The following is a 23009-nucleotide window of genomic DNA, read 5'->3' on the forward strand; positions in this document are numbered from 1 at the left end:
CCGCTTGAGGCCGCGAGCCTTGCCCGCTAATCACGTCGCGCAAAGGAGCACGCCCCATGTCGATGAACAGCTTTGGACACCTCTTCCGCGTCACCACCTGGGGTGAAAGCCACGGGCCCGCCTTGGGTGCCACAGTTGACGGCTGCCCGCCGGGCGTCGCGATTGACGCGGCGATGATCCAGCACTGGCTGGACAAGCGCAAACCGGGGCAGAACAAGTTCACCACCCAACGGCGCGAGCCCGATCAGGTGAAAATCCTGTCGGGCGTGTTCGAAGGTCAGACAACGGGCACCCCCGTGCAGCTGATGATCGAGAACACCGATCAGCGCTCGAAAGACTACGGCGATATCATGGACAAGTTCCGTCCGGGTCACGCCGATATCACCTATTGGCAGAAATACGGGATTCGCGACTATCGCGGCGGTGGGCGCAGTTCGGCCCGTGAGACCGCATCGCGCGTGGCGGCGGGCGGGCTGGCGCGTGAGGCGATCAAGCAGATCGCGCCGAACGTGCAGATCACCGGATACATGACCCAGATCGGCCCGCACAAGATCGACCGTGCCAATTTCGACTGGTCGCAGATCGAACAGAACCCGTTCTGGACGCCCGACGCGCAGGCCGCCGAAAACTGGGCCGTGTATCTGGACGACCTGCGCAAATCCGGCAACTCGGTCGGAGCTGTGGTCGAAGTCGTGGCCCGCGGCGTTCCCGCCGGGCTGGGCGCACCGGTTTATGCCAAGTTAGACACTGATCTGGCCGCAGCGATGATGTCGATCAACGCCGTCAAAGGTGTCGAGATCGGCGAAGGCATGGCCGCCGCCGAACTGACCGGCGAGGCCAATGCTGACGAGATTTTCATGGGTCAGGATGGCCCGCAATACAGCAGCAACCACGCGGGCGGCATTCTGGGCGGCATCTCGACCGGGCAGGACGTCGTCGTGCGGTTTGCGGTGAAACCGACCTCGTCGATCCTGACCACCCGCAAGACCATCACCAAGTCCGGCGAGGAAACCGAGATCATCACCAAAGGCCGCCACGACCCCTGCGTCGGCATCCGCGCGGTGCCAGTGGGTGAGGCAATGATGGCCTGCGTGATCCTCGACCACCTGCTGCTGCACCGTGGCCAGATCGGAGAGAACCGTGGACGGATCGGCTGATCTGCGCTCGCGCCTGCGCGCAGTGGTCGCGCAGCGGATGGAGACCGATCCCGCGCATGACCTGGCTCATTTGGACCGTGTCTGGGTGAATGCTCAGAACATTGCCGATGAGGTAACGGACCGATCCGTGTTGCTGGCCGCCAGTTATCTGCATGATCTGGTCAATCTGCCGAAAGACGACCCCGAACGCCATCTGGCCTCGCGCAAGTCGGCACAAGATTCAGAGCCTATCCTGAGGGAACTGGGCTACAACGAGACCCAGATCAGCGCGATTCAACACGCCATCGAAGCGCATAGTTTCTCGGCAAATATCACCCCGGAAACGCCCGAGGCCTGTATTCTGCGCGATGCCGATCGGCTGGATGCGCTTGGGGCAATCGGGGTGGCACGAAACTTTTCCGTATCGGGCGCACTGGGGCGGACACTATACGATGCGGCGGACCCGTTCGCCGCAAACCGTCCTCTTGAAGATCTCCATTATTCGATCGACCACTGGAAGGTGAAGTTGTTGAACCTTCCGGATGACATGCTGACAGACGCGGGAAAGCGGATCGCCAAGAAGCGCGTTCAGCGTATGATCCGTTTCCTTGAGGAATTTGCAGAAGAGATCGGCAGCCCCCTGCCTCAATCCTGGGCGACCCACCGTTCGGACCGTTGATCTTTGCAAGGTAAAAGCGCAGGGTCGCGCCGATGGCAAAACCCTTAACATCGCATCGACCGGTTCTGGCCGTATCGCTGAAACTTTGCGCGCTGGTGCTGTTCACGGCAATGCAGGCGCTGGTCAAAGCGTTGTCGGTCGATTTCCCGCCCGGAGAGATGGTGTTCTTCCGTTCGCTCTTTGCGGTTCCGGTGATCATCGGCTGGCTGGTCTATCGGGGTGAGCTGGTGCAGGGGTTGGTGGTCAAGAAACCCGTGGGGCATTTCTGGCGCGGCGTTCTGGGCACCAGTGCCATGGGCCTGACCTTTACCGGCCTCAGCCTGCTGCCCCTGCCCGAGGTCACGGCGATTGGCTATGCCACGCCGATCTTCACGCTGATTCTGGCCGCGGTCATGCTGGGCGAACGGATCCGCATGATCCGCATTGGCGCGGTCGCCATCGGTCTGCTGGGGGTGCTGATCATGATCTGGCCACGGCTGGGCGGCAACAACATGGACACCGCGGCCACCATCGGCGCGCTCTGCGTGCTGGCGGCCACCATCGCGCGGGCGTTCGTGCAAATCCACATCCGGCAACTGGTGCAGGTCGACCATCCCGCTGCTGTGGTCTTTTATTTCTCGCTGACCGCCACGCTGTTATCATCCCTGACAGCCTTTTGGGGATGGACAATGCCGACGTTGGAACAGGCTCTGATACTGGCTTGTATCGGGTTGATCGGTGGCGTGGCGCAGATCCTTGTGACCTCGTCCTATCGTTTCGGGCAGGCGTCAATGCTGGCGCCATATGATTACACGACCATGCTGTTTGCCATTGTCATCGGCTATATATGGTTCGATGAGTTGCCGACCCTTGTCATGCTGGGTGGTGCGGCGCTGGTCATTGCTGGCAACGTGCTGGTCATTCTGCGCGAACGGCAGTTGGGCGTGGATCGGGGCAAGGACAAATCGGCCCCGGACCCAAAGGCCTGATCTTTACCTTTGTCAAACTTCGCTTAGTTTGGGCGCAAATCAAGAGAGGTTCCGCCGATGAGCGACGCACAAGATCACAAGGAAAAGATGCAGAAGGTGCAGGCCCAGCACCGCAAGAAAGTGTCCGAAGCCGTCGACCCGGAGCGCGGGCTGGTTCTGATCAACACCGGCAAGGGCAAGGGCAAATCCTCGGCCGCGTTTGGCGTGGTGATCCGGGCGTTGGGCTGGGGCCAGAAAGTTGCCGTGGTGCAGTTCATCAAGGGCAAGTGGAAAACCGGCGAGCGGCGCTTTTTCGAAGAGCGCGATCTGGTGACCTGGCACACAATGGGTGAAGGCTTCACCTGGGACACGCAGGACAAGGAACGTGACATCGCCGCCGCCAACGCCGCCTTTGACAAGGCCCGCGCGCTGATGGCCAGCGGTGAGTATGATCTGGTGGTTCTGGACGAGATCAACATCGCCTTGCGCTACGAATACCTGTCGGTGGATCAGGTGATCGACGGGCTGAATGAGCGGTCCGACAAGACCAGCGTGTTCCTGACCGGCCGCGATGCCCCGCAAGCGCTGCGTGACTATGCTGATCTGGTCACGGAAATGACCGAGGAAAAGCACCCGTTCCAAGCCGGCATCAAAGCCCAGCGCGGCGTGGATTTCTGAAGTTTAGAGATTGAACAGCCCCGGCCCAGGGCTGTTACCCCGCCGAGGTTTCATTGAGAAACCGAACCGATCCGCGACGGCTTGTGACGCTGGTCGGCAGGATTTCCGGCAGCTGGTTTTCTGATTCTGGGGTCTTGTCGACATAGGCGCAAAAATCATCGTCGCAGCAGCAACCACAAGCGGTGGCTGCCTCGTGCCGTGCCATGATTTCGTCCAGCGGATCACCCATGTTTTACCCTGATCATTCGTTTTCGAGGCGGCGGCGGGCTCTCACCATTTCATGCGCTAAGCCCGCAAACCGCCTCGAAACCCCGTGCCGGATACCCGCGCATCTGGCGTTGTACACTATCTGACTATTTTAGTCGGGAATTTCAAGGGTAAAAATGCGCCCCAAAGATCTCTCTGGGGCGCGACGTGGCGGGCGCTCAGATTCCTTGCCGCTGCGGGTCCAGTGTCACCGACCACAGCTCGGTATCGGCGCGATCCATCAGGCGCACGGTCATCTGCTGGGTCGCACCATCAATATCGACCAGACCAAAGAACTGCAGGCCCGCACTGGGCGGCAGGTTGGCGCCTTGCTCTTCGGTTGGCGCTTTGACGAATTTCACCTGCGGCCCGAAAGTGCCGTCCAGCGCGTTCGGGCCGAATGTTCCTGCGTGCAGCGGGCCGGAGACGAACTCCCAGAACGGGTTAAATTCCTGAAATTGCGCCTTGTTAGGATCATAATAGTGCGCCGCAGTATAGTGCACGTCCGCCGTGAACCAGACCGTGTTGGTGATGTCTTCGGTCTTGATGAAGCGCAGCAGATCAGCAATCTCCAGCTCGCGGCCCTTTGCCGGGCCATTATCCCCGTTCGAGATCGCCTCGGCCCCCTTCTGATCCTTCCACTGGTCCCAAACGATCAGACCGATCGGCATGTCGGAAGCGATCACCTTCCACGTGGCCGGAGACGCAGATAGCGCGCGCTTGAGCCAGGCCAGTTGCTCGGCCCCCAGAATGCGGGACTGATCGGTGATTTCGCCCTCCATCGACGGCCCGTTTGGCCCGCGATAGCTGCGTAAATCCAGAAAGAACACGTCCAGCATCGGCCCGTACGAGATCTTGCGATACACGCGCCCCGGCTCGGCCGGCGTGATCCGCAGCGGCGTCATCTCGTGGAACGCACGGCCCGCGCGCGATTGCAGGACATGCACCGATTTTTCGGTATAGCGGTCGTCCGAGATCAGGTCCTTGGCGTCCGACCAGTTGTTGACAACCTCGTGGTCATCCCACTGGAAGAAAGTTGGGCAGACGGCATTCATCGCCCGCACATGCGTGTCCATCATGTTGTATTTCCACTGGGCGCGGAATTCGTCCAGCGTTTCGGCCACCTTGCGTTTCTCGTCAATCAAGGTGGTGTTCTTCCAGATCAGCTGGCCATCTTTCTCGACCTGGTCCCGCATCGGGCCGTCGGCATAGACCGTGTCGCCCGAGTGGATAAAGAAGTCCGGTCGATGCTGCGCCATGGTGGCATAGGTGCGCATCCCGTCGTCATCGATGCCCCAGCCCTGCCCGGCGGTGTCACCCGACCACGCAAAGCGGATATTGCGACGCTTAGAGGGTGCAGTGCGGAATTGGCCAATAATAGGCTCTGATACGATGTTGATATCGCCCAGATCAGCGGCCACGAAACGGTAGAAGATATCCTGATCCGAAGGCAGCCCTTCGACCAGCCGCTTCACCGCAAGATCGTTGTTCGGGATGGCATCCATCGGCGTCAGCTTGCGGGCGTCGGCAAAGCTCTCGGTGGTCGACACCTCCATCATCACCCGGGCCGGACGGTCCGTGCGGGTCCAGATCATGCCCGAACTCATGTCGACATCGCCCGACTGAACGCCGTGCGTGAACGCGGGTCGGGATGATGCACGGCTGATCGCAGGCATGGACAGCGACGCGGCAAAGGCGGTGCTGCCTGCCAGAAAGGCACGGCGGTTGGGGCGAAGGATTGGAGTCATTGGGGCTCTCCTGTCTGGTAACCGTTGTTGGCCACGCGATTGGTGAGCGGCAGTGAGCCGCCTGTTTGTAAAACAAGCGGCTCAGATTCTTGAAAGTATCACGATGATTTTGTGACACCTGTGGACAACCTGCTCAGGCAACCACACCTTGTTCCGGTGTGCTGAGCGATATGACAGCGACCACCGCCGCGCCGTTCAACCAGTAGTATATCGCATCCAGGCCCGAGAACCCAAACAGACCCGGTGCAGCCAGGAACACGACACCGACCAGCAGATCAACGGCCAGATGGAACTTGTAGGGCAGCACCCGCCAGACGCCGAGATGGTGATCGGTCAGTACGGTCAGCACAAAAGCCGCGACGCCGGTGACTACGGAAAGCCACAAGGCCATCGGATTGGATTGCCCCAACCCCAGCACAAAGGGCAGCCCCATCAGGGCAAGGGCGACAGGGTAATCCAGGTAAGCGTGTATGGTGCGGGTAACGAAACGAACAGACATCGAAATTTCCTTTCCTTGTTTGGCATGATCCCAAACTAGGAAGGAACACTCGGACGCTTAATTCCGGATCGTCCGTGAAATCGTGCAGATCGTTCAGAATTGGGTCGGATCAGTGCATGGATCGATACGCTGCGGGGGACAGGCCGATCTGCTTTTTGAACACACGGGAAAACGCAGCCTCTGACGCATAGCCGACCTCGGCCGCAGCGTCGGCCACATTCCAGCGGTTCTCGGTCAAGCCGTGGCAGGCGATCTGCATCCGCCAGTCGGTCGAGTATTGCATGGGCGTGGTGCCCATCTTCTCGGCAAAAAGCTGAGCAAAGGCAGTGCGCGACATACCAGCTTCCCGGGCCAGCGATTCGACACTCCAATCCTCAGCCGGGGCCCGATGGAATGCGGTCAGCGCGCGGGATATCCGCGGATCAGCGAACCCTGCCAAAGCGGACTCGCTGGGGCTTTGATGTTCAAGGTGAGCTCGGATGGCCTGGGCGAACAACACCTCGGACAGTTTCAGGGCGATCAGGTCGCCACCGATCCGGGCACCGCTGATCTCGGACCCGATCATGCGCAGTGTAGCCTCGATCCAGGCTCCGGCCTCTTCGCCGTAGTTCTCGATCAGGATGTAGGGCGGCAGCCGGTCAATCAGCATATGACCCGTGCCCTGCCGCCCCGGCGGGCCGGTGAACGAGAAATGACCGCAGATCAGTTGCGTATCTCGGCTTTTGTCCTCTCCACCATAAATCAGCACGCCATCGCCCTGATACCCGGCGTCATCCAACACCTGCTCAAGCGGCAACGCGTCCATCGGTCTGACTTCGTTGCACAGCAGCGCATGGGCCGAGCCATGTGGGATCAGGATCAGGTCACCTTGCCTTAGGCGAAGTGTTTCCCCCGTGTTAGAGACGAAAACCTTCAGCTCTCCGCGCTGTACGAAATGAAATCGGGCCACATTTTCAAAAGCAGGAACCTGGATCCCAAATGGCGGCGTGAAAGAGGTGCGGAAGTAGAATGTACCGCGCAGGGACAGGCGGGTGAGGATATCGCTGAGCAGGTCTAACATGAGGTTAACCTATCCTCAGTTGTGCGTTCGTCCAGCCAGCTGAACGATCTGCACAAAAGTTTGAACGTCAGGCAAAGAAAAACCCCCGCCTTTGGCGGAGGTTCAAAAAAAGCATTAGCTTGCGCGGATCAGGCGCGCACGAGCGCCTCATACTCGGCGGCGATCTCGCGGGTCAGGTCTCCGACCTCAAACGTATAGTCACCGATCTGGCCGACCGGGGTAACCTCGGCGGCTGTACCGGTCAGCCAACACTGCTCAAATTCAGCCATTTCCTCAGGTTTGATACGGCGTTCGTGAACGGTGATGCCCTTGTCCTTCAGCATCTGGATTACAGTCTGGCGGGTGATGCCGTTCAGGAAGCAATCGGCCAGCGGCGTGTGAACCTCTCCATCCTTGACGAAAAACACGTTGGCCCCAGTCGCCTCGGCCACGTAGCCGCGCCAATCCATGAACAATGCGTCCGAACAGCCTTTGGCCTCGGCTTTGTGCTTGGAGATGGTGCAGATCATATAAAGACCCGCCGCCTTGGCGTGAACCGGAATGGTTTCCGGGCTGGGGCGCTTCCATTCCGCGATGTCCAGCTTGGCGCCCTGCATCTTGGCGTCGCCGTAATAGGCCCCCCAGGGCCAGACCGCGACAGCCATCCGCACCGGATTCCTGGCCGAAGCCACGCCCATATCCTCACCCGAGCCGCGCCATACCAGCGCGCGAACATAGGCATCCTGCAGACCGCTGGCTTTCAACGCCTCTTCCTTGGCCGCTTCGATCTCATCGACAGAATAGGGCATCGGCATGTCCAGCGCCTCGGCCGAGGCAATCAGACGTTCAGAATGCTCGCGGCTTTTGAAGATCTTACCGTTATAGGCGCGCTCACCCTCGAACACGGATGAGGCGTAGTGCATCGCATGCGTCAGGATGTGCACATTGGCGTCGCGCCAAGGGACCAGTTTGCCATCCAACCAGATGGTGCCATCAAGATCATCATACCCCGCCATGCGAAACCTCCAGCCTCGGGTTGAATTTTCCGATTATTGCGCCAATTAAGTCCGATGCGGACATAAAGTTGCGCAGAAACTGCGGTTCGATACCTGTCCACTCTTGGAATGTCAACAACGCTGACATAAAGTCGGTCCGGAGTAACGAATGAGGCAAACCATGTCGGATACGCGCCCCGCACAAGTCTTTGGCGGTGAAAGCCTTTTGTTTCTGACCGACGAACAACTGCGGCAAGGCATCGAGGCGATGTTCTTTGCCTATCGCGGTTTCACCGCAGACCCCGATCGCATTCTGGCGCAGATGGCTTATGGCCGTGCGCATCACCGGGCCGTGCACTTCATCAACCGGGCGCCGGGGACAACGGTCAACAACCTGCTGGCTATACTTGGGGTCACCAAGCAATCGCTGAACCGGGTGCTGCGGACCTTGATCGAGGATGGCCTGGTCGAAAGTCGCGTAGGCACGGTGGACAAGCGCGAGCGTCATCTGTTTCTGACCGAAAAGGGCAAAACGCTTGAGGCCAAACTGTCCGAGGCCCAGCGCGTGCGGATGCGCGCGGCGTATAAAGATGCAGGTCCCGAGGCCGTGTCGGGATTTCGTAAAGTGCTTGAAGCGATGATGGATGCTGATATGCGTCATGCTTACACGAAACTACGGGATACGACCTCATGAGCGATTTGGATGCCCATCTGCTGATCGTCGACGACGATGAGCGTATTCGTGATCTGCTCAAGAAATTCCTGATGCGGAGCGGGTTTCTGGTGACCGCCGCCCGCGACGCAGCCCATGCGCGGCGGGTGTTGTCGGGGCTGGATTTTGACATGATCGTGCTGGATGTGATGATGCCCGGTGAAGATGGCGTGAGCCTGACCAGGACGCTGCGCGAAACCCATACTACACCGATCCTGCTGCTGACCGCACGGGGCGAGACCGAGCACCGCATCGCTGGGCTTGAGGCCGGGGCGGACGACTATCTGGCCAAGCCGTTCGAGCCGAAAGAGCTGCTGCTGCGGATTAATGCGATACTGCGGCGGATGCCGGAAACACCGGCGCAGGACACCGCGACCAAGATATTGAACCTTGGCCCGATCCGCTATGACGTGGAACGCGGCGAGATGTGGCAGGGCGAAGATCCCGTGCGGCTGACCGCCACCGAGAGCCAACTGATGAAGATCTTCTCGGCCCAGCCGGGAGAGCCGATCAGCCGCGCCAAGCTGGTCGAAGATCTGGGCCGCGACAAGGGTCAGGCGCAGGAGCGGGCGGTGGATGTGCAGATTACCCGCCTGCGTCGCAAGATCGAACAGGATCCCAAGCAGCCTCGGTATCTGCAGACGGTGCGCGGCGCCGGATATATGTTGGCGCCGGACTGATCTTAGGCAGATGAACAGGGGATCGTGATGAAAACTGCCCTTCTGACTCATGCGGATTGTTTGGGTCATGTGACGCCCAATGGGCACCCAGAGCGAGTCGCACGGCTGGAGCATATCCTGCATTCGCTTGAGGGGTTGGACCTGAACCGGGTGACGGCGCCTCTGGCGGCAGATGAAGATCTGTTGCGGGTTCATTCGGAAAGCTACATCCGGGACATTCGCGCCGCGCGCCCGGACGAGGGGTTCGCCCAGATTGACGGGGATACGTTCATGTCTCCGGGCTCGGTGGATGCGGCCTATCGCGCTGCCGGGGCCGTGGTACGGGCGGTGGACATGGTGCTGGGCGGAGACGCTCCGAATGCGTTTTGTGCGATCCGGCCCCCAGGGCATCATGCTGAAACCGACAAGGCAATGGGGTTCTGCCTGTTTGGTAATGCCGCTCTGGGGGCGAAGCATGCGCTGGATCATCACGGGTTGAACCGGGTCGCCGTTGTGGATTTCGACGTGCATCACGGCAACGGCACGCAGGACTTGCTGTGGGATGAAAAACGTGCGCTGGTGATCACCAGCCAGCAGATGCCTTTGTGGCCCGGATCGGGGCGCCCGGACGAGACCGGCGCGTATGAGACAATTCTGAACATTCCCCTGGCCCCAGGTACGGGTGGGGCCGAGATGCGCGCGGCTTATGAAACGCTGGCTTTCCCTCGCCTACGCGCTTTCAGGCCTGAACTGATCATCCTCTCGGCCGGGTTTGACGCCCATCAGGACGACCCGCTGGCCAATCTGAACTGGTCCACCGGCGATTTCGCCTGGGTCACCGCTGAGCTGTGCAGGATTGCTGATGAGCTGTGTGAGGGACGTATCGTCTCGACTCTGGAAGGCGGGTATGATCTGAACGCACTGGCCGAGGCCACACGCGCCCATGTGGAAGAATTGATGAAGGCAGCCCGATGACCGATACCCCCGTTGATCAAATGACATTCGAACAGGCGATGAAAGAGCTGGAGGCCGTGGTCGGCCAGCTGGAGCGCGGTGACGTGGCGCTGGACCAATCCATTGCGCTGTATGAACGCGGGGCGGCATTGAAGAAGCGCTGTGAAGATGAGCTGAAGCGGGCCGAGGAAAAGGTGGCCGCGATCACGCTGGACGCCAATGGTCAGCCGACCGGGACGACCCCTGTCGAAGGTCAGTAAATGTTTCGCGAAAGGCTAGCGCAGGACGCGGCGCGCATTCAGGATCAGTTCGATCTGGTTCTGAGCGCGCTGGACGATCTGGATGTGACCCGGGCGATGGCCTATGCCACCGAAGGCGGCAAGCGGCTGCGCGGGTTTCTTGTGCTGGAAAGCGCGCGTCTGCTTGGCGTGGACGCGCACCGCTCTATCTGGCCCGCGGCGGGGATCGAAGCGCTGCACGCCTACTCGCTGGTGCATGACGATCTGCCCTGTATGGATGACGATGACCTGCGTCGCGGGCGCCCGACCTTGCATGTGAAATGGGACGAAGGCACCGCCGTTCTGGCCGGGGATGCATTGCAGACTTTGGCCTTCGAACTATGTACCCGCCCCGAGGTCGGCAATGCCGAGGTCCGCGCGGACCTGGCCCTGACACTGGCCAAGGCCAGCGGGGCGCAAGGCATGGTGCTGGGGCAGGCGTTGGATATTGCGGCGGAGTCGGCTGCTGCTCCGCTGACACTTGCCGAAATCACCCGTCTGCAGGCCGGTAAAACCGGCGCCCTGATCGAATGGTCCGCCTGTGCGGGGGCTCGGCTGGCGCAGTCCGATCCGGCCCCGTTGCGCCAATATGCCCAAGCTCTTGGCCTTGCTTTTCAGATCGCGGATGACATCCTTGATGTGGAAGGTGATGCCGAAAAGGCCGGGAAACGCCTGCAAAAGGATGCTCGGGCCGGCAAGGCCACGTTTGTCTCATTGCTGGGTCTGGACGCGGCAAAAGTCCGTGCTGCGGAGCTGATTGATCAGGCCTGCACTGCACTGGATGGGTACGGACCTTCGGCTGAAACCTTGAAGGACGCCGCCCGCTTCGTTATTGCCCGGGACAGCTAAGCCAGGAATGCGCCACATGTCTGACCGCCCGAACACGCCCCTGCTGGACCTTGTGAACCGCCCTGCGGATCTCAAACAGTTCTCGGACAAACAGCTGCATCAGCTGGCGCAGGAATTGCGGGCCGAGACGATCTCGGCCGTGTCGGTCACCGGTGGGCATCTGGGGGCAGGTCTGGGTGTGGTCGAACTGACTACTGCGCTGCATGCCGTGTTTGACACACCACGCGACAAGATCATCTGGGACGTCGGCCACCAGTGCTATCCGCATAAAATCCTGACTGAGCGGCGCGATCGTATTCGCACCCTGCGTATGAAAGACGGCCTGAGCGGCTTCACCAAACGCAGCGAGAGCCCCTATGACCCGTTTGGCGCGGCGCATAGTTCAACCTCGATCAGCGCGGCGCTGGGATTCTCCGTCGCTCGCGATTTGGGCGGCGTCACGCCCGAAGGTCTGGGCGATGCGATTGCGGTGATCGGCGATGGTTCGATGTCAGCGGGTATGGCGTTCGAGGCGATGAACAACGCGGGCCACCTGAGGAAACGCCTGATCGTCATCCTGAACGACAATGAGATGAGCATCGCCCCCCCGGTCGGCGCGCTGTCCAGCTACCTGTCGCGGATTTATGCCGAAGCCCCGTTCCACGACCTGAAAGCCGCCGCCAAGGGGGCCGTGTCGCTACTGCCCGAACCTTTCCGCGAAGGGGCGAAACGTGCCAAGGAAATGCTGAAAGGCATGGCCGTGGGCGGCACGCTGTTCGAAGAACTGGGCTTTTCCTATATCGGGCCCCTCGACGGCCACGACATGGACCAGTTGCTACCGGTACTGCGCACGGTCAAGGCGCGGGCGACCGGTCCGATCCTGATCCATGTGCTGACCAAGAAGGGCAAAGGCTACGCCCCTGCCGAACAGGCCCGGGACAAAGGCCATGCGACGGCCAAATTCGACGTGGTGACGGGCCAGCAGCACAAAGCGCCATCCAACGCGCCATCTTATACCTCGGTCTTCGGCAAAACGCTGGTCGAAGAAGCCGGGCGCGATGACAAGATCGTGGCAGTGACCGCCGCGATGCCCGATGGCACCGGGCTCAGCCTGTTTGCGGAGCGCTACCCCTCGCGCTGTTTTGATGTGGCAATTGCCGAACAACACGGCGTGACCTTCGCGGCGGCGCTGGCCGCCGGGGGGATGAAGCCGTTCTGCGCGATGTATTCGACCTTTTTGCAGCGCGGTTACGATCAGGTGGTTCATGACGTGGCGATCCAGCGCCTGCCAGTACGTTTTGCCATCGACCGCGCGGGGCTTGTGGGTGCCGATGGGGCAACCCATGCGGGGTCTTTTGACATCGCCTATCTGGCCAACCTGCCCGGCATGGTCGTGATGGCCGCAGCGGATGAGGCGGAGCTGGTGCACATGGTGGCCACTGCCGCTGCCCATAATGAAGGCCCCATTGCTTTCCGCTATCCGCGCGGTGAGGGCGTGGGCGTCGATTTGCCCGAACGCGGTGAGGTGCTTGAAATCGGCAAAGGCCGCATGATCCAGAAAGGCGCACGGGTGGCTTTGCTGTCCTTTGGCACCCGTCTGGCCGAAGTGCAAAAGGCGGCCGAGGCGCTGTCAGCCCGCGGGATAACCCCTACCATCGCAGATGCCCGCTTTGCCAAACCGCTGGACCGCGAGCTGATCCTTGATCTGGCGGCGAACCACGAAGCCCTGATCACCATCGAAGAAGGCGCGATCGGCGGCTTCGGCAGCCACGTGGCGCAACTGCTGGCGGATGAGGGCGTGTTTGATCACGGGCTGAAATACCGCTCGATGGTGTTGCCGGATATCTTCATCGACCAAGCCAGCCCAGCGGATATGTACGCTGTCGCGGGTATGAACGCCGCACAGATCGAAGCCAAGGTGCTGTCGGTTCTGGGCGTGACAACCATCGGCGAAAAACGCGCTTAAGCGTTAGCAATCTCACCAATCGGGATAAACGTGTTGCCTCAAGAGGGCATCCAATCTTTGTTTCACGGCGTTTCACCGCATCTCAAGAAATCGCGAAAAAATTGATTTTCAGTGATTTTTCAATGTCACTGTGTGCCACTGTGTCCCGCCTATACTATTTGTAGAGGGTGGATAGAGAGGTGGATGAGTGCCACGACTTTAAACAAGCTCAGCGCTGCAACTCTAAGGTCGGCTTCGCCGGGGAAGTGCTCTGACGCCGTGGGCTGTGATTTCATCGACGTGAGGACGGCGGGGTGCAGTGGTTCCTCCGCGTCACTGTCCACAGGCGCCGGCGTGAAATGGGTCTGGACTCATATCTTGACGTGATGTCCGCCAGGAAACCGAGAACTGGCGGGCTGTTGCTCGCAAGGGCATTGACCCAATCAAGGAACGGGAACGCCTCAAGCGCGAGGAAGCCAGCAAGCTGCACCTTTTGAAAGACATAGCTGAGGACGCGTTCGAAAGCTGTAAGGCAGAGCATAAGGGTGATGGCAAAGCCGGATGGTGGTATTCGCCTCTGGAACTGCACGTGCTTCCCAAGCTTGGTAAAGTGCCTGTTGTCGAACTGGACCAGAAAGACATCAGAGACACACTTGCCCCTAGCCGGAAAACAGCCGCCGGTTATTTCGAAACCCTGATTGAGCGGGGCTTCATTGTAGTCACCCGTGGGCACTGCCTTGGGCCTTCACCGGGTCACTCGTGCTGTGGAGGAACTGCTTGAAGGTCAATCTGAAGCAATCACCCAGAAGGCCGTTGAGATGGCGCTGGAGGGAGACAGCACGGCCCTGCGTCTCAGCATTGAGCGAATAGCGCCCACCCGAAAGGACGCTCCTATCAGCTTTGAGCTTCCGCCAATCAGTACTGCTGGCGAGGCCTCAAAAGCCTCGCAGGCGGTGCTGAAGGCGGTTTCTGAGGGGGAAATCACGCCGCTGGAGGGGGCAACTGTCATGGGGCTGGTCGAGCAGTACAGGCGGGTGCTTGAAACCACAGAACTTAAACGCCGGATCACAGCATTGGAGGCAGCAAAGCGAACATCAGGAACCGTATCAACAAGCTGGAAGAGAAGTCTGGCGACGAATTCAAAGTCGTCATCACTAAGGGTGAGTTCTTTGACAAACAAGGAAACCCAATCTCAACAGAGGGTGAATATCCTCAAAATCTGGAGGAAGATGTCCATCGTGCCATCGTGAGCGTTTCGGATTCAGAGGAAACTGTCACTTTGGAGCGAAAAGAAGGCGAGTCAGGCGCTGAATTCATGCGCCGTTTTGATCGAACGGGCGCGCAGATAGGAAGTAGAGCCGGAGCATCAGTGACTTTGCTTTGGAGTGCCAAGTGGATTTGAATGGGATTAAGCACAAACTTGGGCAACCGTTCCCGGCCAAGTTCGGTTTTGTGATGGTGCGTCTGTTGAAGGCATTGCTCCGGCAGTGGGCACGATCCTGGCAAATCCGACCCCGGCTCTAAAGCTGGACCGCTGATTAATGACAACTGTGATGTTGAATTGATAGGATCGGCCAAATGCGCGCGTTTGAAATTCTTTGGATCGTCCTTTTCAGGTTCAACCCGGTTGCGAGAGTTTGGGTAGTCTGCCTAATTCTCGTAAATTTGGCCTCCCTGCTGTTCCTCAATACCTTCTATGCCTGGTTCAACCTGTTGTCGGTCGGGGTCGGCATTTCCATAATGATAGCAATTTACCTGAGGCTAGGGTTTGTGAGGCTGCTTGGTATAGGCCACATTCTGTGGATTCCAATGATACCCTATTTCCTGACGAATCTGCCAAACGCTGTCACCGAACCCGCGCTTTACTGGTGGGTCATCCTTCTTATCGGCTTCAATACGACTTCGCTGATCATTGATACGATGGACGTTGCGCGGTTTTGGAATGGCGAGCGGGCTCCGCACTACAAATGGTAATTTGAAAGTGATGGCGCTTCGCTTGCAAAAACTGAAGATGCGACACGCCGAACTCGTACCCCCTCGTTGAAATCGCTAATCCCCATCAGGCGCGCCGCGTCCTCTTGGTATCTGCTGGCTCTGTCCGAAATGTGTTCGAAAGATTAATTTTGCCAAATACGGGGAACCCCCAATATCGCGGACACGCATAGTTCGTTAATTCTGAGTTAACGGAGCAACCACACACACAACTCCGGGACCCCCAGAGTTTGAGGGGCTGGCTTTACCCCCTCGTCCAGCCCCTCACTCCACCCATCACCTTTAAATTGACGTGACAGGCGGATTCGGTTCTCGGCGGCAGCTTGGTCTAAGTGCATCCTGTTAACCAATCCAGGTACACTCGCTATTTTTGGGGAGGCCATCCGTCCAGCAAAGTGCACCGTTCAACTCTTTTCACTTGCCGAGGTCGCGAAGCGAAACCGTCAAATCGTCCATTACGTAGAAACGGTTTTGGTCCGAAGAGGCGGTCACAGAGATATCTACGAACCCCTCGTTCTGCGGTGCCCCGTCTAGTTCTCTCAGGTCTGCTTCTGCAAATCCTGAATCCAACGATGTCTCGCCAAACATAGCGAGGCGGTACACCATGTTTTCTGGAAACAGGGAAATTAAGACAGTGTGACTGTCACCAATGTTGTAGCTGCCGACTGGGGTGTCGAACATCAACACTTGGCCGTTATCGAACATCACTCTGCCAAAGTATTCCCCCACTACGCCGCTATCTATTATCATTCCTCCGGCATCGAGGAACTGCCCCTGCCACCTTATGTAGATTGGCGCAGCGTCGTCGTTTATGGGCGACGTTCTGAAAATGATGTGGTCCCCGGAAGTGTCTGTAGCAGGGGGTCGCTCGCGGAAATTGAGGGAGAGGTCGCCTTCAATTGCGTCGGCTGTCCCGACAAAGAAGAACTCGTCTGATCCCACGCTGATGCTGTCGCCTGGAGGTGGGCCGGGCGGGTTTGAAAGCGGCGACTGGCCGGGCGTTCCATTTTCGAAATTTGCATGGAAGACATCGCTGCAGGCGGACAGGCTGAAAACAAACCCAAGCAAAAATGCAAGTACTGAATCGAATTTCATTGGGGTGGCTCCAATTACAATTTGGCTTGAAGCGAATACAGAAAGCCTAACCGAATTGATCGTCGCAGCCAAGAAACCCACCGGCACCTTAGTTGTATTCGACCCTATTTGTTCCGCCCTTGTTCCGTTCTTGTTCTTGCTTTGTGTGGGATGGCTGGTTACCTAATTGCACGTAAACAACAGGGTGGCGACGAAGCTTGCACGGTCGCGAATTGGGGCAATCATGACCACATTCAACGTTTCAAACGCTTCGGAGCTAACAACGGCGCTCGGCAACGCAGTTGGCGGGGACAACCGCGCAGTTTCCCGCGCCGAGCTGGTGTGCCAAGAGGCCCGCGACCTAATCCGGGAGGTTTGTTTCGTATTATCAGAACGGCAAGTCTTGAGGTAAACCACTTACGACAATTGCCGAAAGTATGACGACAAACCCAGAGGCGTAGTCCGTTAGTTTTCGCTCACGCTTCTTTGGGCGCATAGTCCATTCAGACCACTTGTTTTGGCTATCGCTCAGATCAAAGTTCACACCAGTTGACATAACGGCCACCCCTAAACTCGTGCCTTTTGTTTTCACACATTTGGAAACAATGCCCCAGCATGGCTGAACTCAGCGAGAACACGTCATTCACGCTGTGTTAATCATACACTATCCGGGCCTCTTCTTTTTTAGGAAGCCAGAGACTCCATCAGGGGTACGACAAGGGGCTGGAAACAAGAATTAGGGCGCGCTCACCACAAGCGCGCCCCAGATGCAGGGAAGATAATGAAAAACTGCGCTCTCAAAACACCATGAGCGCCAACTCGTTAACTGCAATCAGTCTGGCCGATTCTGCGGGGTTGGTCAGTGATGAGGATTACACACTTCGGTTTTTCTTGTTTGAAACTGCTGGGCTGCTTTTAGTGATAACTCCTTCACCTCAACTTAGGAAATCAGACAGTGCGAGTTCTGCAATCAGTTTGCATCATACTCCTTTCAACGGCACCGGCAGCAGCCGATTCCACTAAGCAAAAAGCCAAGGACAACTATTTTCGGTATCTCTTTCGGGAGGAATTGTCAGAACAACAAAACATCGTATTGGCCGATTGTATGATTGAGAAGCTTTCAGTCATTGGCCGAAAAACTATGACATTCGTGACGTCCCAGAGGGACGCTGAAATTGCCATGCTGTCAGGTGGGCGTAACCCAGTCGATCACGATTGCTTATCCCGGGCGATTAACGAATCAGATTGAAATTCTTTTGGGGATGAACCCTTTTCCAGCTTAAAGCCAGGATCGCCGGTTTCATCGATGAATACGAGCAATCAGTTTATCTCCAACATGCGAAAAGATGAGCCTGCTCAGCAGCGGATTGCAAATCCGACTACCATGCATTCGAACTATTCTTTGTGCCACCCCATTCTTTGTCAGCCTCTGTTGTGGCCTCGGTGTATTCATCCTCGTATGACAATTGATCCGCGTAAGCATCAAGATCTCTAATGTCATACAACTTGTTTCCCACACACACCTTAGCCGGAATTCCCAAAGTTCTAAGCTTGGATGCTGAAACGCCAAGGTAGTGTGCGGCGGCTTTTGCCTGCATGAGACGTGGAGGAAAGTAGAACGGCACTTATTAGTCAACTGTTCCAGCCAAAGCCACACCTGATGGTCCTCAGATTCGGAACCGTTGGCCAGCACAGTACGCATCCAACCTTGCCGACGATCCGGGTAACTCTGTTTTGACATTTACGTCGTATGGACTGATCGAGAAATCAAACAAGCAAGGACACTTACCCGCAAACCACTCAATCGCAATGTGGAAGGATGACACGGGAAACATCGTTGAAATACCAATGCCTTCCGGGAGTAAAAGTAGAGGATTTCTACTGTCACTTTGGCCAGAACATGTAAAAGACATGACAATTATGGGTAAACAATCAGAAGCTCGTGCTTGGCGCTATTCGAGCCATTTTCCAATTTCACTAGACTGAAGTGTCATTAGTTTAACGAAGAGTTTCTAAACCCAGAATGGCTATCGCTACCTTCAATCTTAGAAACCCTAAAAACTAACTACATCGACTGTAGAAAGGTGGTTTGAAAGGTGGATTGCTTCACTATGAAAAATGCTAAGTGTGAGAAAAGTGACTTTTAATTTCTTTGTCGTGGTGCCTCAAGAGGGACTCGAACCCCCGACCTTGTCCTTACGAAGGACCTGCTCTACCAGCTGAGCTATTGAGGCAAGCGATGGCCCGTTTAAACGGTCGGGGTAGCGCGCGCAAGTCTTGATCTTTGTGATTTTTCCCGCAGCGATTGCGGCGATTCACAGTATCACACCGCCAACGCAACCAGATCTTTTGACCCGAGCCACGACGCCTGCAAGTTCTGACTGTGAAATTTCTGTAACGGCGCATTTCCCGGATTGTCGTGCCATTATTATTTCTATATTTCATGAAATATGATAGAACAAGTAACTGACCAACTTGCCATCCTCGGGCACCCGCAGCGCATCTCGGTGTTTCGCATGTTGATGCGACGTTTTCCTGACACTGTGCCCGCCGGAGAGCTGGCGGCAGAGCTGGATATCAAGGCCAGCACCCTGTCGAACTACCTGAACGCGTTGCAACGCTCGGGGTTGGTGACGCAGGAACGGTCGGGAACCTCTCTGCTCTATTCGGTCGATATGAAGAACGTGCAGCATATGCTGGATTTTCTGGTCCTCGATTGCTGCCGTGGCCGCCCTGATATCTGCATGCCTTTCAGCCAAGGAAGTGACACCATGACGGACCGCAAGTTCAATGTACTGTTTCTGTGCGTGGGTAACTCTGCCCGCTCGATCTTTGCCGAATCGCTGCTGCGCGAACTGGGCGGCGATCGGTTCAATGTATATTCCGCTGGAACCCAGCCAGCGACCGAGCTTAATCCAATTGCTGTTCAGGTGCTGAGCGACAAGGGGCACGATACCTCGGTCCTGCGTTCCAAGCATATGTCCGAGTTCGCCGCACCGGGCGCGCCCGAAATGGATTTTGTCTTTACCGTCTGCAACCAGGCCGCCAACGAAGAATGTCCGGCCTGGGAAGGCCAGCCGATCAGCGGCCATTGGGGCATGGTGGACCCGGTCAAAGCCACCGGTACCGATGCGGAAAAAAGCCTGGCTTTCCAGAATGCCTATGGCGCGCTGAAGCGCCGGATCGAGGCCTTTACCTCTCTCCCGGTCGAAAGCCTGGACCGAATCGCATTGCAAACTGCTGTCGATGACATCGGCAGAACGTCACTTGAGGACACGAAATGACGACTTACGCTGTAAACGGCCTGGGCCGGATGGGAAAACTGGTCCTGAAGCCGTTGCTGGAAAAGGGCGCAAAGATCGCCTGGATCAATGACGGGGTCGGCGACCCCGAGATGCACGCGCACCTGCTGGAGTTCGACACGGTACACGGGCGCTGGGACGCGGAGTTCTCGCACGACGCGGACGGCGTCACCATCAACGGCACCCGCCTGCCTTTTATCGGCACCAAGAGTCTGAACGATCTGCCTCTGGATGGTGTGGACGTGGTGATCGACTGCACCGGTGTCTTCAAGACCGAGGCCAAGCTAGCCCCCTATTTCGCAGCAGGTGTGAAAAAGGTTGTCGTCTCGGCTCCGGTCAAGGACGGTCCCACCGCCAATATCGTCATGGGCGTCAACGAAGACACCTATGACCCGGCCACGCATCACATCGTGACGGCGGCGTCCTGCACCACCAACTGTCTGGCCCCTGTGGTCAAGGTGATCCACGAAAACCTAGGCATCCGCCACGGCTCGATGACCACGATCCATGACGTGACCAACACGCAAACCATCGTGGACCGCCCGGCCAAGGACCTGCGCCGCGCGCGTTCGGCGCTGAATTCGCTGATCCCGACCACCACCGGCTCGGCCACCGCGATCACGCTGATCTATCCGGAACTGAAGGGACGGTTGAACGGCCACGCGGTACGAGTGCCTCTGCTGAACGCCTCGTTGACCGACTGCGTTTTCGAGGTGGAGCGCGAAACCACCGTCAAAGAGGTCAACGCCTTCTTCAAAGCCGCAGCCGAGGGCGAGTTGAAAGGCATTCTGGGTTATGAAACGCGCCCGCTGGTCTCGACCGATTACACCAATGACGAGCGGTCTTCGATCGTCGATGCGCCCTCAACCATGGTGGTGAACGGGACGCAGGTGAAAATCTATGCGTGGTATGACAACGAGATGGGATATGCGCACCGTCTGGTCGATGTCGCGCTCAAGGTTGGAGCCTTGCTGTGACATCCCGGCCCGAAGGACTGTCGGCCTATTTTGCGGTCACGGCGGCCTATTGGGCCTTTATGCTGACCGACGGGGCGCTGCGGATGCTGGTGCTGCTGCACTTTCATACGATGGGTTTCTCGCCGGTTCAGTTGGCATATCTGTTTGTTCTCTATGAAATCGCCGGGATGGGGACGAACCTTGCGGCGGGCTGGATCGCGGCGCGGTTCGGCCTGACTTCGACGCTGTATGCTGGGTTGGCTTTGCAGGTGGGGGCGCTGCTTGTTCTAACCCAACTAGACCCTAACTGGGCGATTCCGGCCAAAGTTGCCTTTGTGATGATCGTGCAGGGGGCCAGTGGCGTGGCCAAGGATCTGGCCAAGATGTCCTCGAAATCCGCTGTGAAGCTGCTGGCGCCGACCGAGGGCAGCGGGCTGTTTCGCTGGGTTGCTGTTCTCACCGGCTCGAAAAACGCCGTCAAAGGACTGGGCTTTTTGTTGGGCACTGCGTTACTGGCCACTCTGGGCTTTGTCTGGGCCACGCTGGCCATGGCGATTGTGCTGGCGGTTATTTTGGTGGCCGTCATCCTGTTGATGCCACCCGGCCTGCCCAAGGGGCGCAAGGGAGCGAAATTCTCCGAGGTTTTCTCGAAATCGTCAAATGTGAACTGGCTGTCGGCAGCGCGGGTGTTTCTGTTCGGCGCGCGGGACGTGTGGTTTGTGGTCGGCATCCCGATCTATTTCTATGCGGTCCTGTCCGACGGCACCGAAGAAGGCAACCGCGCTGCGTTTTTTATGATCGGCACTTTCATGGCCGTCTGGGTTATCCTCTACGGAGCCGTTCAGGCTAGCGCACCCAAAATTCTGCGCGCGTCGGAGCGCAGCGAAGGCGACCTGATCTACGCCGCCCGCAGCTGGGCCACTGCCCTATTTTGTGTTCCGGCAGCGCTGACGGTTGCAGTGCTGGTGTCCTCGGGTCCGCAGACATGGCTGACCGTCACGCTGGTTATGGGCCTGCTGGTGTTCGGGGCTATCTTTGCGGTCAACTCTTCGCTGCATTCTTACCTGATCCTGGCGTTTACTAAATCCGAACGGGTGACAATGGATGTGGGCTTCTATTACATGGCCAACGCGACGGGTCGCCTTGTGGGCACCGTGCTGTCCGGGCTGACCTATCAGATCGGCGGGCTGGCATTGGTTCTGGGCACCGCCACCGTGATGGTCGCGCTGGCGGCGCTGACGTCGGGCAAACTGACCGATCAGACCACCGAGGCCTACTCATGAGCATTTTCGAACGCTACCTGACCGTCTGGGTCGCCCTTGCTATGGTTGGAGGCGTACTAATCGGTCTGGCCGCACCGGGTTTAGTCGGGTTGATCGCCTCGGCCGAGGTGTCCAGTGTTAATCTGGTGGTGGCCCTGCTGATCTGGGCCATGGTCTATCCGATGATGGTCAGCGTCGATTTCGGCGCGGTTGCGGGCGTGGCACGCCAGCCGAAAGGGTTGATCGTGACACTGGTGGTCAACTGGCTGATCAAGCCCTTCACCATGGCACTGCTGGCGGTGTTGTTCTTCGACTATGTCTTCGCACCGTGGATTCGCCCCGAAGACGCAGCGCAATACACCGCCGGTCTGATCCTGCTGGGCGCGGCCCCCTGCACCGCGATGGTGTTTGTCTGGTCGCAACTGACCAAGGGGGATGCGACCTACACGCTGGTGCAGGTCTCGGTCAACGATCTGATCATGGTCGTGGCCTTTGCACCCATCGTCGCATTTCTGCTGGGTGTCACCGATATCGCGGTCCCGTGGAAGACTTTGGTGCTGGCGACCGTGCTTTATGTCGTGCTGCCCCTGATCGCGGGGTTGATCACGCGGTGGAAACTGGGCTCGCAAGACGCCATTGACGCGTTTTCGGCCAAGGTGAAACCGTGGTCGGTGCTGGGCCTGATTGCCACCGTTGTTATCCTGTTCGGCCTGCAGGGGCAGACCATTCTGGCGAAACCGCTGGTGATTGTCCTGATCGCCGTACCGATCCTGATTCAGAGCTACGGGATTTTTGCCCTGGCCTATGCAGCGGCCCATGCGTTGAAAATCCCCCATCGTATTGCCGCCCCTTGCGCCATGATCGGCACGTCCAACTTCTTTGAGCTGGCGGTCGCGGTCGCCATCAGCCTGTTCGGACTGAACTCGGGCGCCGCCTTGGCCACCGTGGTGGGCGTTCTGGTCGAAGTGCCGGTGATGCTGTCACTGGTGGCGTTCGCCAACCGCACGCGTGCCCGGTTCCCCGAACCTTCCGATTTCAACAGGCTGAGCACCAAGAAACTCAAACCTTAACGCGAGCACC

Annotated in this window: 22 protein-coding genes and 1 tRNA gene; 16 read left to right on the forward strand and 7 right to left on the reverse strand. The window is 58.1% G+C overall.

Going from position 1 to position 23009, the window contains the following annotated elements; all coding sequences use genetic code 11:
* The first annotated feature begins 56 nt into the window (after positions 1–56).
* The 4 genes from aroC to cobO are packed head-to-tail and all read left to right on the forward strand — an operon-like array spanning position 57 to position 3440.
* A complete protein-coding gene (gene aroC, locus ACR0IK_RS09695) occupies positions 57–1157 on the forward strand; it encodes a chorismate synthase (RefSeq protein ID WP_480641336.1) in 1101 nt (366 codons plus the stop codon).
* A complete protein-coding gene (locus ACR0IK_RS09700) occupies positions 1141–1815 on the forward strand; it encodes an HD domain-containing protein (RefSeq protein ID WP_480592193.1) in 675 nt (224 codons plus the stop codon). Before aroC ends, ACR0IK_RS09700 begins: the two co-directional genes overlap by 17 nt.
* A 32-nt stretch (positions 1816–1847) precedes the next feature.
* Positions 1848–2783, forward strand: a complete 936-nt coding sequence (locus ACR0IK_RS09705; RefSeq protein ID WP_480641337.1) for a DMT family transporter — start codon at positions 1848–1850, stop codon at positions 2781–2783.
* Between the two features lie 57 nt (positions 2784–2840).
* Entirely contained in the window at positions 2841–3440 is a 600-nt protein-coding gene (gene cobO, locus ACR0IK_RS09710; protein WP_170672728.1) for a cob(I)yrinic acid a,c-diamide adenosyltransferase, read from the forward strand.
* Between the two features lie 34 nt (positions 3441–3474).
* On the opposite strand, the gene ACR0IK_RS09715 is transcribed toward cobO, so the two are convergent.
* The 5 genes from ACR0IK_RS09715 to ACR0IK_RS09735 all read right to left on the reverse strand — a co-directional run bounded on the left by ACR0IK_RS09715 (position 3475) and on the right by ACR0IK_RS09735 (position 7988).
* Complete coding sequence (locus ACR0IK_RS09715; protein ID WP_480641338.1) at positions 3475–3669, reverse strand: hypothetical protein; 195 nt, start codon at positions 3667–3669, stop codon at positions 3475–3477.
* A 196-nt stretch (positions 3670–3865) separates the two neighbouring features.
* Positions 3866–5434, reverse strand: coding sequence for an alkaline phosphatase D family protein (locus tag ACR0IK_RS09720; protein WP_480641339.1), 1569 nt, complete (start codon positions 5432–5434; stop codon positions 3866–3868).
* Positions 5435–5567: 133 nt separating this feature from the next.
* Positions 5568–5933, reverse strand: a complete 366-nt coding sequence (locus ACR0IK_RS09725) for an SPW repeat domain-containing protein (RefSeq protein WP_480592185.1) — start codon at positions 5931–5933, stop codon at positions 5568–5570.
* Between the two features lie 109 nt (positions 5934–6042).
* Entirely contained in the window at positions 6043–6993 is a 951-nt protein-coding gene (locus ACR0IK_RS09730) for an AraC family transcriptional regulator (RefSeq protein WP_480641340.1), read from the reverse strand.
* Positions 6994–7121: 128 nt separating this feature from the next.
* Entirely contained in the window at positions 7122–7988 is an 867-nt protein-coding gene (locus ACR0IK_RS09735; protein WP_480641341.1) for a branched-chain amino acid aminotransferase, read from the reverse strand.
* 160 nt (positions 7989–8148) lie between these two features.
* Here ACR0IK_RS09735 and ACR0IK_RS09740 point away from each other — a divergent pair, with 160 nt between their 5' ends.
* The 8 genes from ACR0IK_RS09740 (at position 8149) to ACR0IK_RS09775 (ending at position 15317) form a co-directional block, all read left to right on the forward strand.
* Complete coding sequence (locus ACR0IK_RS09740; protein ID WP_420585637.1) at positions 8149–8661, forward strand: MarR family winged helix-turn-helix transcriptional regulator; 513 nt, start codon at positions 8149–8151, stop codon at positions 8659–8661.
* Positions 8658–9359, forward strand: coding sequence for a response regulator (locus tag ACR0IK_RS09745; protein ID WP_480592179.1), 702 nt, complete (start codon positions 8658–8660; stop codon positions 9357–9359). The genes ACR0IK_RS09740 and ACR0IK_RS09745 overlap by 4 nt, the downstream gene beginning before the upstream one ends.
* Before the next feature lie 27 nt (positions 9360–9386).
* Positions 9387–10313 (forward strand): histone deacetylase family protein, encoded by a 927-nt coding sequence (locus ACR0IK_RS09750; protein ID WP_480641342.1) that lies wholly within the window; start codon positions 9387–9389, stop codon positions 10311–10313.
* Positions 10310–10552 (forward strand): exodeoxyribonuclease VII small subunit, encoded by a 243-nt coding sequence (locus ACR0IK_RS09755; RefSeq protein WP_058272726.1) that lies wholly within the window; start codon positions 10310–10312, stop codon positions 10550–10552. The genes ACR0IK_RS09750 and ACR0IK_RS09755 overlap by 4 nt, the downstream gene beginning before the upstream one ends.
* Positions 10553–11419: a polyprenyl synthetase family protein gene (locus ACR0IK_RS09760; RefSeq protein WP_480592175.1), complete on the forward strand. Its 867-nt coding sequence runs from the start codon at positions 10553–10555 to the stop codon at positions 11417–11419.
* 16 nt (positions 11420–11435) lie between these two features.
* Complete coding sequence (gene dxs, locus ACR0IK_RS09765; RefSeq protein ID WP_480592173.1) at positions 11436–13364, forward strand: 1-deoxy-D-xylulose-5-phosphate synthase; 1929 nt, start codon at positions 11436–11438, stop codon at positions 13362–13364.
* A 743-nt stretch (positions 13365–14107) separates the two neighbouring features.
* Entirely contained in the window at positions 14108–14593 is a 486-nt protein-coding gene (locus ACR0IK_RS09770; RefSeq protein WP_480641343.1) for a hypothetical protein, read from the forward strand.
* A gap of 328 nt (positions 14594–14921) precedes the next feature.
* Positions 14922–15317 carry a hypothetical protein gene (locus ACR0IK_RS09775; protein WP_480641344.1) on the forward strand — a complete coding sequence of 132 codons (396 nt, stop codon included), beginning with the start codon at positions 14922–14924 and terminating at the stop codon, positions 15315–15317.
* A 432-nt stretch (positions 15318–15749) separates the two neighbouring features.
* Here the strand turns inward: ACR0IK_RS09775 and ACR0IK_RS09780 are convergent, their stop codons facing one another.
* Together ACR0IK_RS09780 and ACR0IK_RS09785 are read right to left on the reverse strand one after the other, a co-directional pair.
* The gene (locus tag ACR0IK_RS09780; protein ID WP_480641345.1) at positions 15750–16430 is read right to left on the reverse strand and encodes a hypothetical protein; all 681 of its coding nucleotides are present in this window, start codon (positions 16428–16430) and stop codon (positions 15750–15752) included.
* A 2137-nt stretch (positions 16431–18567) separates the two neighbouring features.
* Positions 18568–18643 (reverse strand) — tRNA-Thr (locus ACR0IK_RS09785).
* Between the two features lie 216 nt (positions 18644–18859).
* Between ACR0IK_RS09785 and ACR0IK_RS09790 the strand changes: the two genes are divergently transcribed.
* From ACR0IK_RS09790 to arsB, 4 genes are read left to right on the forward strand one after another with little or no spacing between them, the layout of a single operon-like run.
* On the forward strand, positions 18860–19693 hold the full coding sequence (locus ACR0IK_RS09790; protein WP_480591675.1) for an arsenate reductase/protein-tyrosine-phosphatase family protein: 834 nt from the start codon (positions 18860–18862) through the stop codon (positions 19691–19693).
* Positions 19690–20688 carry an ArsJ-associated glyceraldehyde-3-phosphate dehydrogenase gene (locus ACR0IK_RS09795; protein WP_480641346.1) on the forward strand — a complete coding sequence of 333 codons (999 nt, stop codon included), beginning with the start codon at positions 19690–19692 and terminating at the stop codon, positions 20686–20688. Before ACR0IK_RS09790 ends, ACR0IK_RS09795 begins: the two co-directional genes overlap by 4 nt.
* Positions 20685–21950, forward strand: a complete 1266-nt coding sequence (gene arsJ, locus ACR0IK_RS09800) for an organoarsenical effux MFS transporter ArsJ (protein WP_480641347.1) — start codon at positions 20685–20687, stop codon at positions 21948–21950. Before ACR0IK_RS09795 ends, arsJ begins: the two co-directional genes overlap by 4 nt.
* Positions 21947–22999, forward strand: a complete 1053-nt coding sequence (arsB, locus tag ACR0IK_RS09805) for an ACR3 family arsenite efflux transporter (RefSeq protein ID WP_480641348.1) — start codon at positions 21947–21949, stop codon at positions 22997–22999. The genes arsJ and arsB overlap by 4 nt, the downstream gene beginning before the upstream one ends.
* Positions 23000–23009 lie beyond the last annotated feature (10 nt).

The organism is Ruegeria sp. BF7 (genome assembly GCF_056538605.1).

What these genes read in the sequence shown, in the direction of transcription:
- aroC (WP_480641336.1), top strand. Translation starts at nt 57, where the DNA reads ATGTCGATGAACAGCTTTGGACACCTCTTCCGCGTCACCACCTGGGGT.
- ACR0IK_RS09705 (WP_480641337.1), top strand. Translation starts at nt 1,848, where the DNA reads ATGGCAAAACCCTTAACATCGCATCGACCGGTTCTGGCCGTATCGCTG.
- cobO (WP_170672728.1), top strand. Translation starts at nt 2,841, where the DNA reads ATGAGCGACGCACAAGATCACAAGGAAAAGATGCAGAAGGTGCAGGCC.
- ACR0IK_RS09715 (WP_480641338.1), bottom strand. Translation starts at nt 3,669, where the DNA reads ATGGGTGATCCGCTGGACGAAATCATGGCACGGCACGAGGCAGCCACC.
- ACR0IK_RS09720 (WP_480641339.1), bottom strand. Translation starts at nt 5,434, where the DNA reads ATGACTCCAATCCTTCGCCCCAACCGCCGTGCCTTTCTGGCAGGCAGC.
- ACR0IK_RS09725 (WP_480592185.1), bottom strand. Translation starts at nt 5,933, where the DNA reads ATGTCTGTTCGTTTCGTTACCCGCACCATACACGCTTACCTGGATTAC.
- ACR0IK_RS09730 (WP_480641340.1), bottom strand. Translation starts at nt 6,993, where the DNA reads ATGTTAGACCTGCTCAGCGATATCCTCACCCGCCTGTCCCTGCGCGGT.
- ACR0IK_RS09735 (WP_480641341.1), bottom strand. Translation starts at nt 7,988, where the DNA reads ATGGCGGGGTATGATGATCTTGATGGCACCATCTGGTTGGATGGCAAA.
- ACR0IK_RS09740 (WP_420585637.1), top strand. Translation starts at nt 8,149, where the DNA reads ATGTCGGATACGCGCCCCGCACAAGTCTTTGGCGGTGAAAGCCTTTTG.
- ACR0IK_RS09745 (WP_480592179.1), top strand. Translation starts at nt 8,658, where the DNA reads ATGAGCGATTTGGATGCCCATCTGCTGATCGTCGACGACGATGAGCGT.
- ACR0IK_RS09750 (WP_480641342.1), top strand. Translation starts at nt 9,387, where the DNA reads ATGAAAACTGCCCTTCTGACTCATGCGGATTGTTTGGGTCATGTGACG.
- ACR0IK_RS09755 (WP_058272726.1), top strand. Translation starts at nt 10,310, where the DNA reads ATGACCGATACCCCCGTTGATCAAATGACATTCGAACAGGCGATGAAA.
- ACR0IK_RS09760 (WP_480592175.1), top strand. Translation starts at nt 10,553, where the DNA reads ATGTTTCGCGAAAGGCTAGCGCAGGACGCGGCGCGCATTCAGGATCAG.
- dxs (WP_480592173.1), top strand. Translation starts at nt 11,436, where the DNA reads ATGTCTGACCGCCCGAACACGCCCCTGCTGGACCTTGTGAACCGCCCT.
- ACR0IK_RS09775 (WP_480641344.1), top strand. Translation starts at nt 14,922, where the DNA reads ATGCGCGCGTTTGAAATTCTTTGGATCGTCCTTTTCAGGTTCAACCCG.
- ACR0IK_RS09780 (WP_480641345.1), bottom strand. Translation starts at nt 16,430, where the DNA reads ATGAAATTCGATTCAGTACTTGCATTTTTGCTTGGGTTTGTTTTCAGC.
- ACR0IK_RS09790 (WP_480591675.1), top strand. Translation starts at nt 18,860, where the DNA reads ATGATAGAACAAGTAACTGACCAACTTGCCATCCTCGGGCACCCGCAG.
- ACR0IK_RS09795 (WP_480641346.1), top strand. Translation starts at nt 19,690, where the DNA reads ATGACGACTTACGCTGTAAACGGCCTGGGCCGGATGGGAAAACTGGTC.
- arsB (WP_480641348.1), top strand. Translation starts at nt 21,947, where the DNA reads ATGAGCATTTTCGAACGCTACCTGACCGTCTGGGTCGCCCTTGCTATG.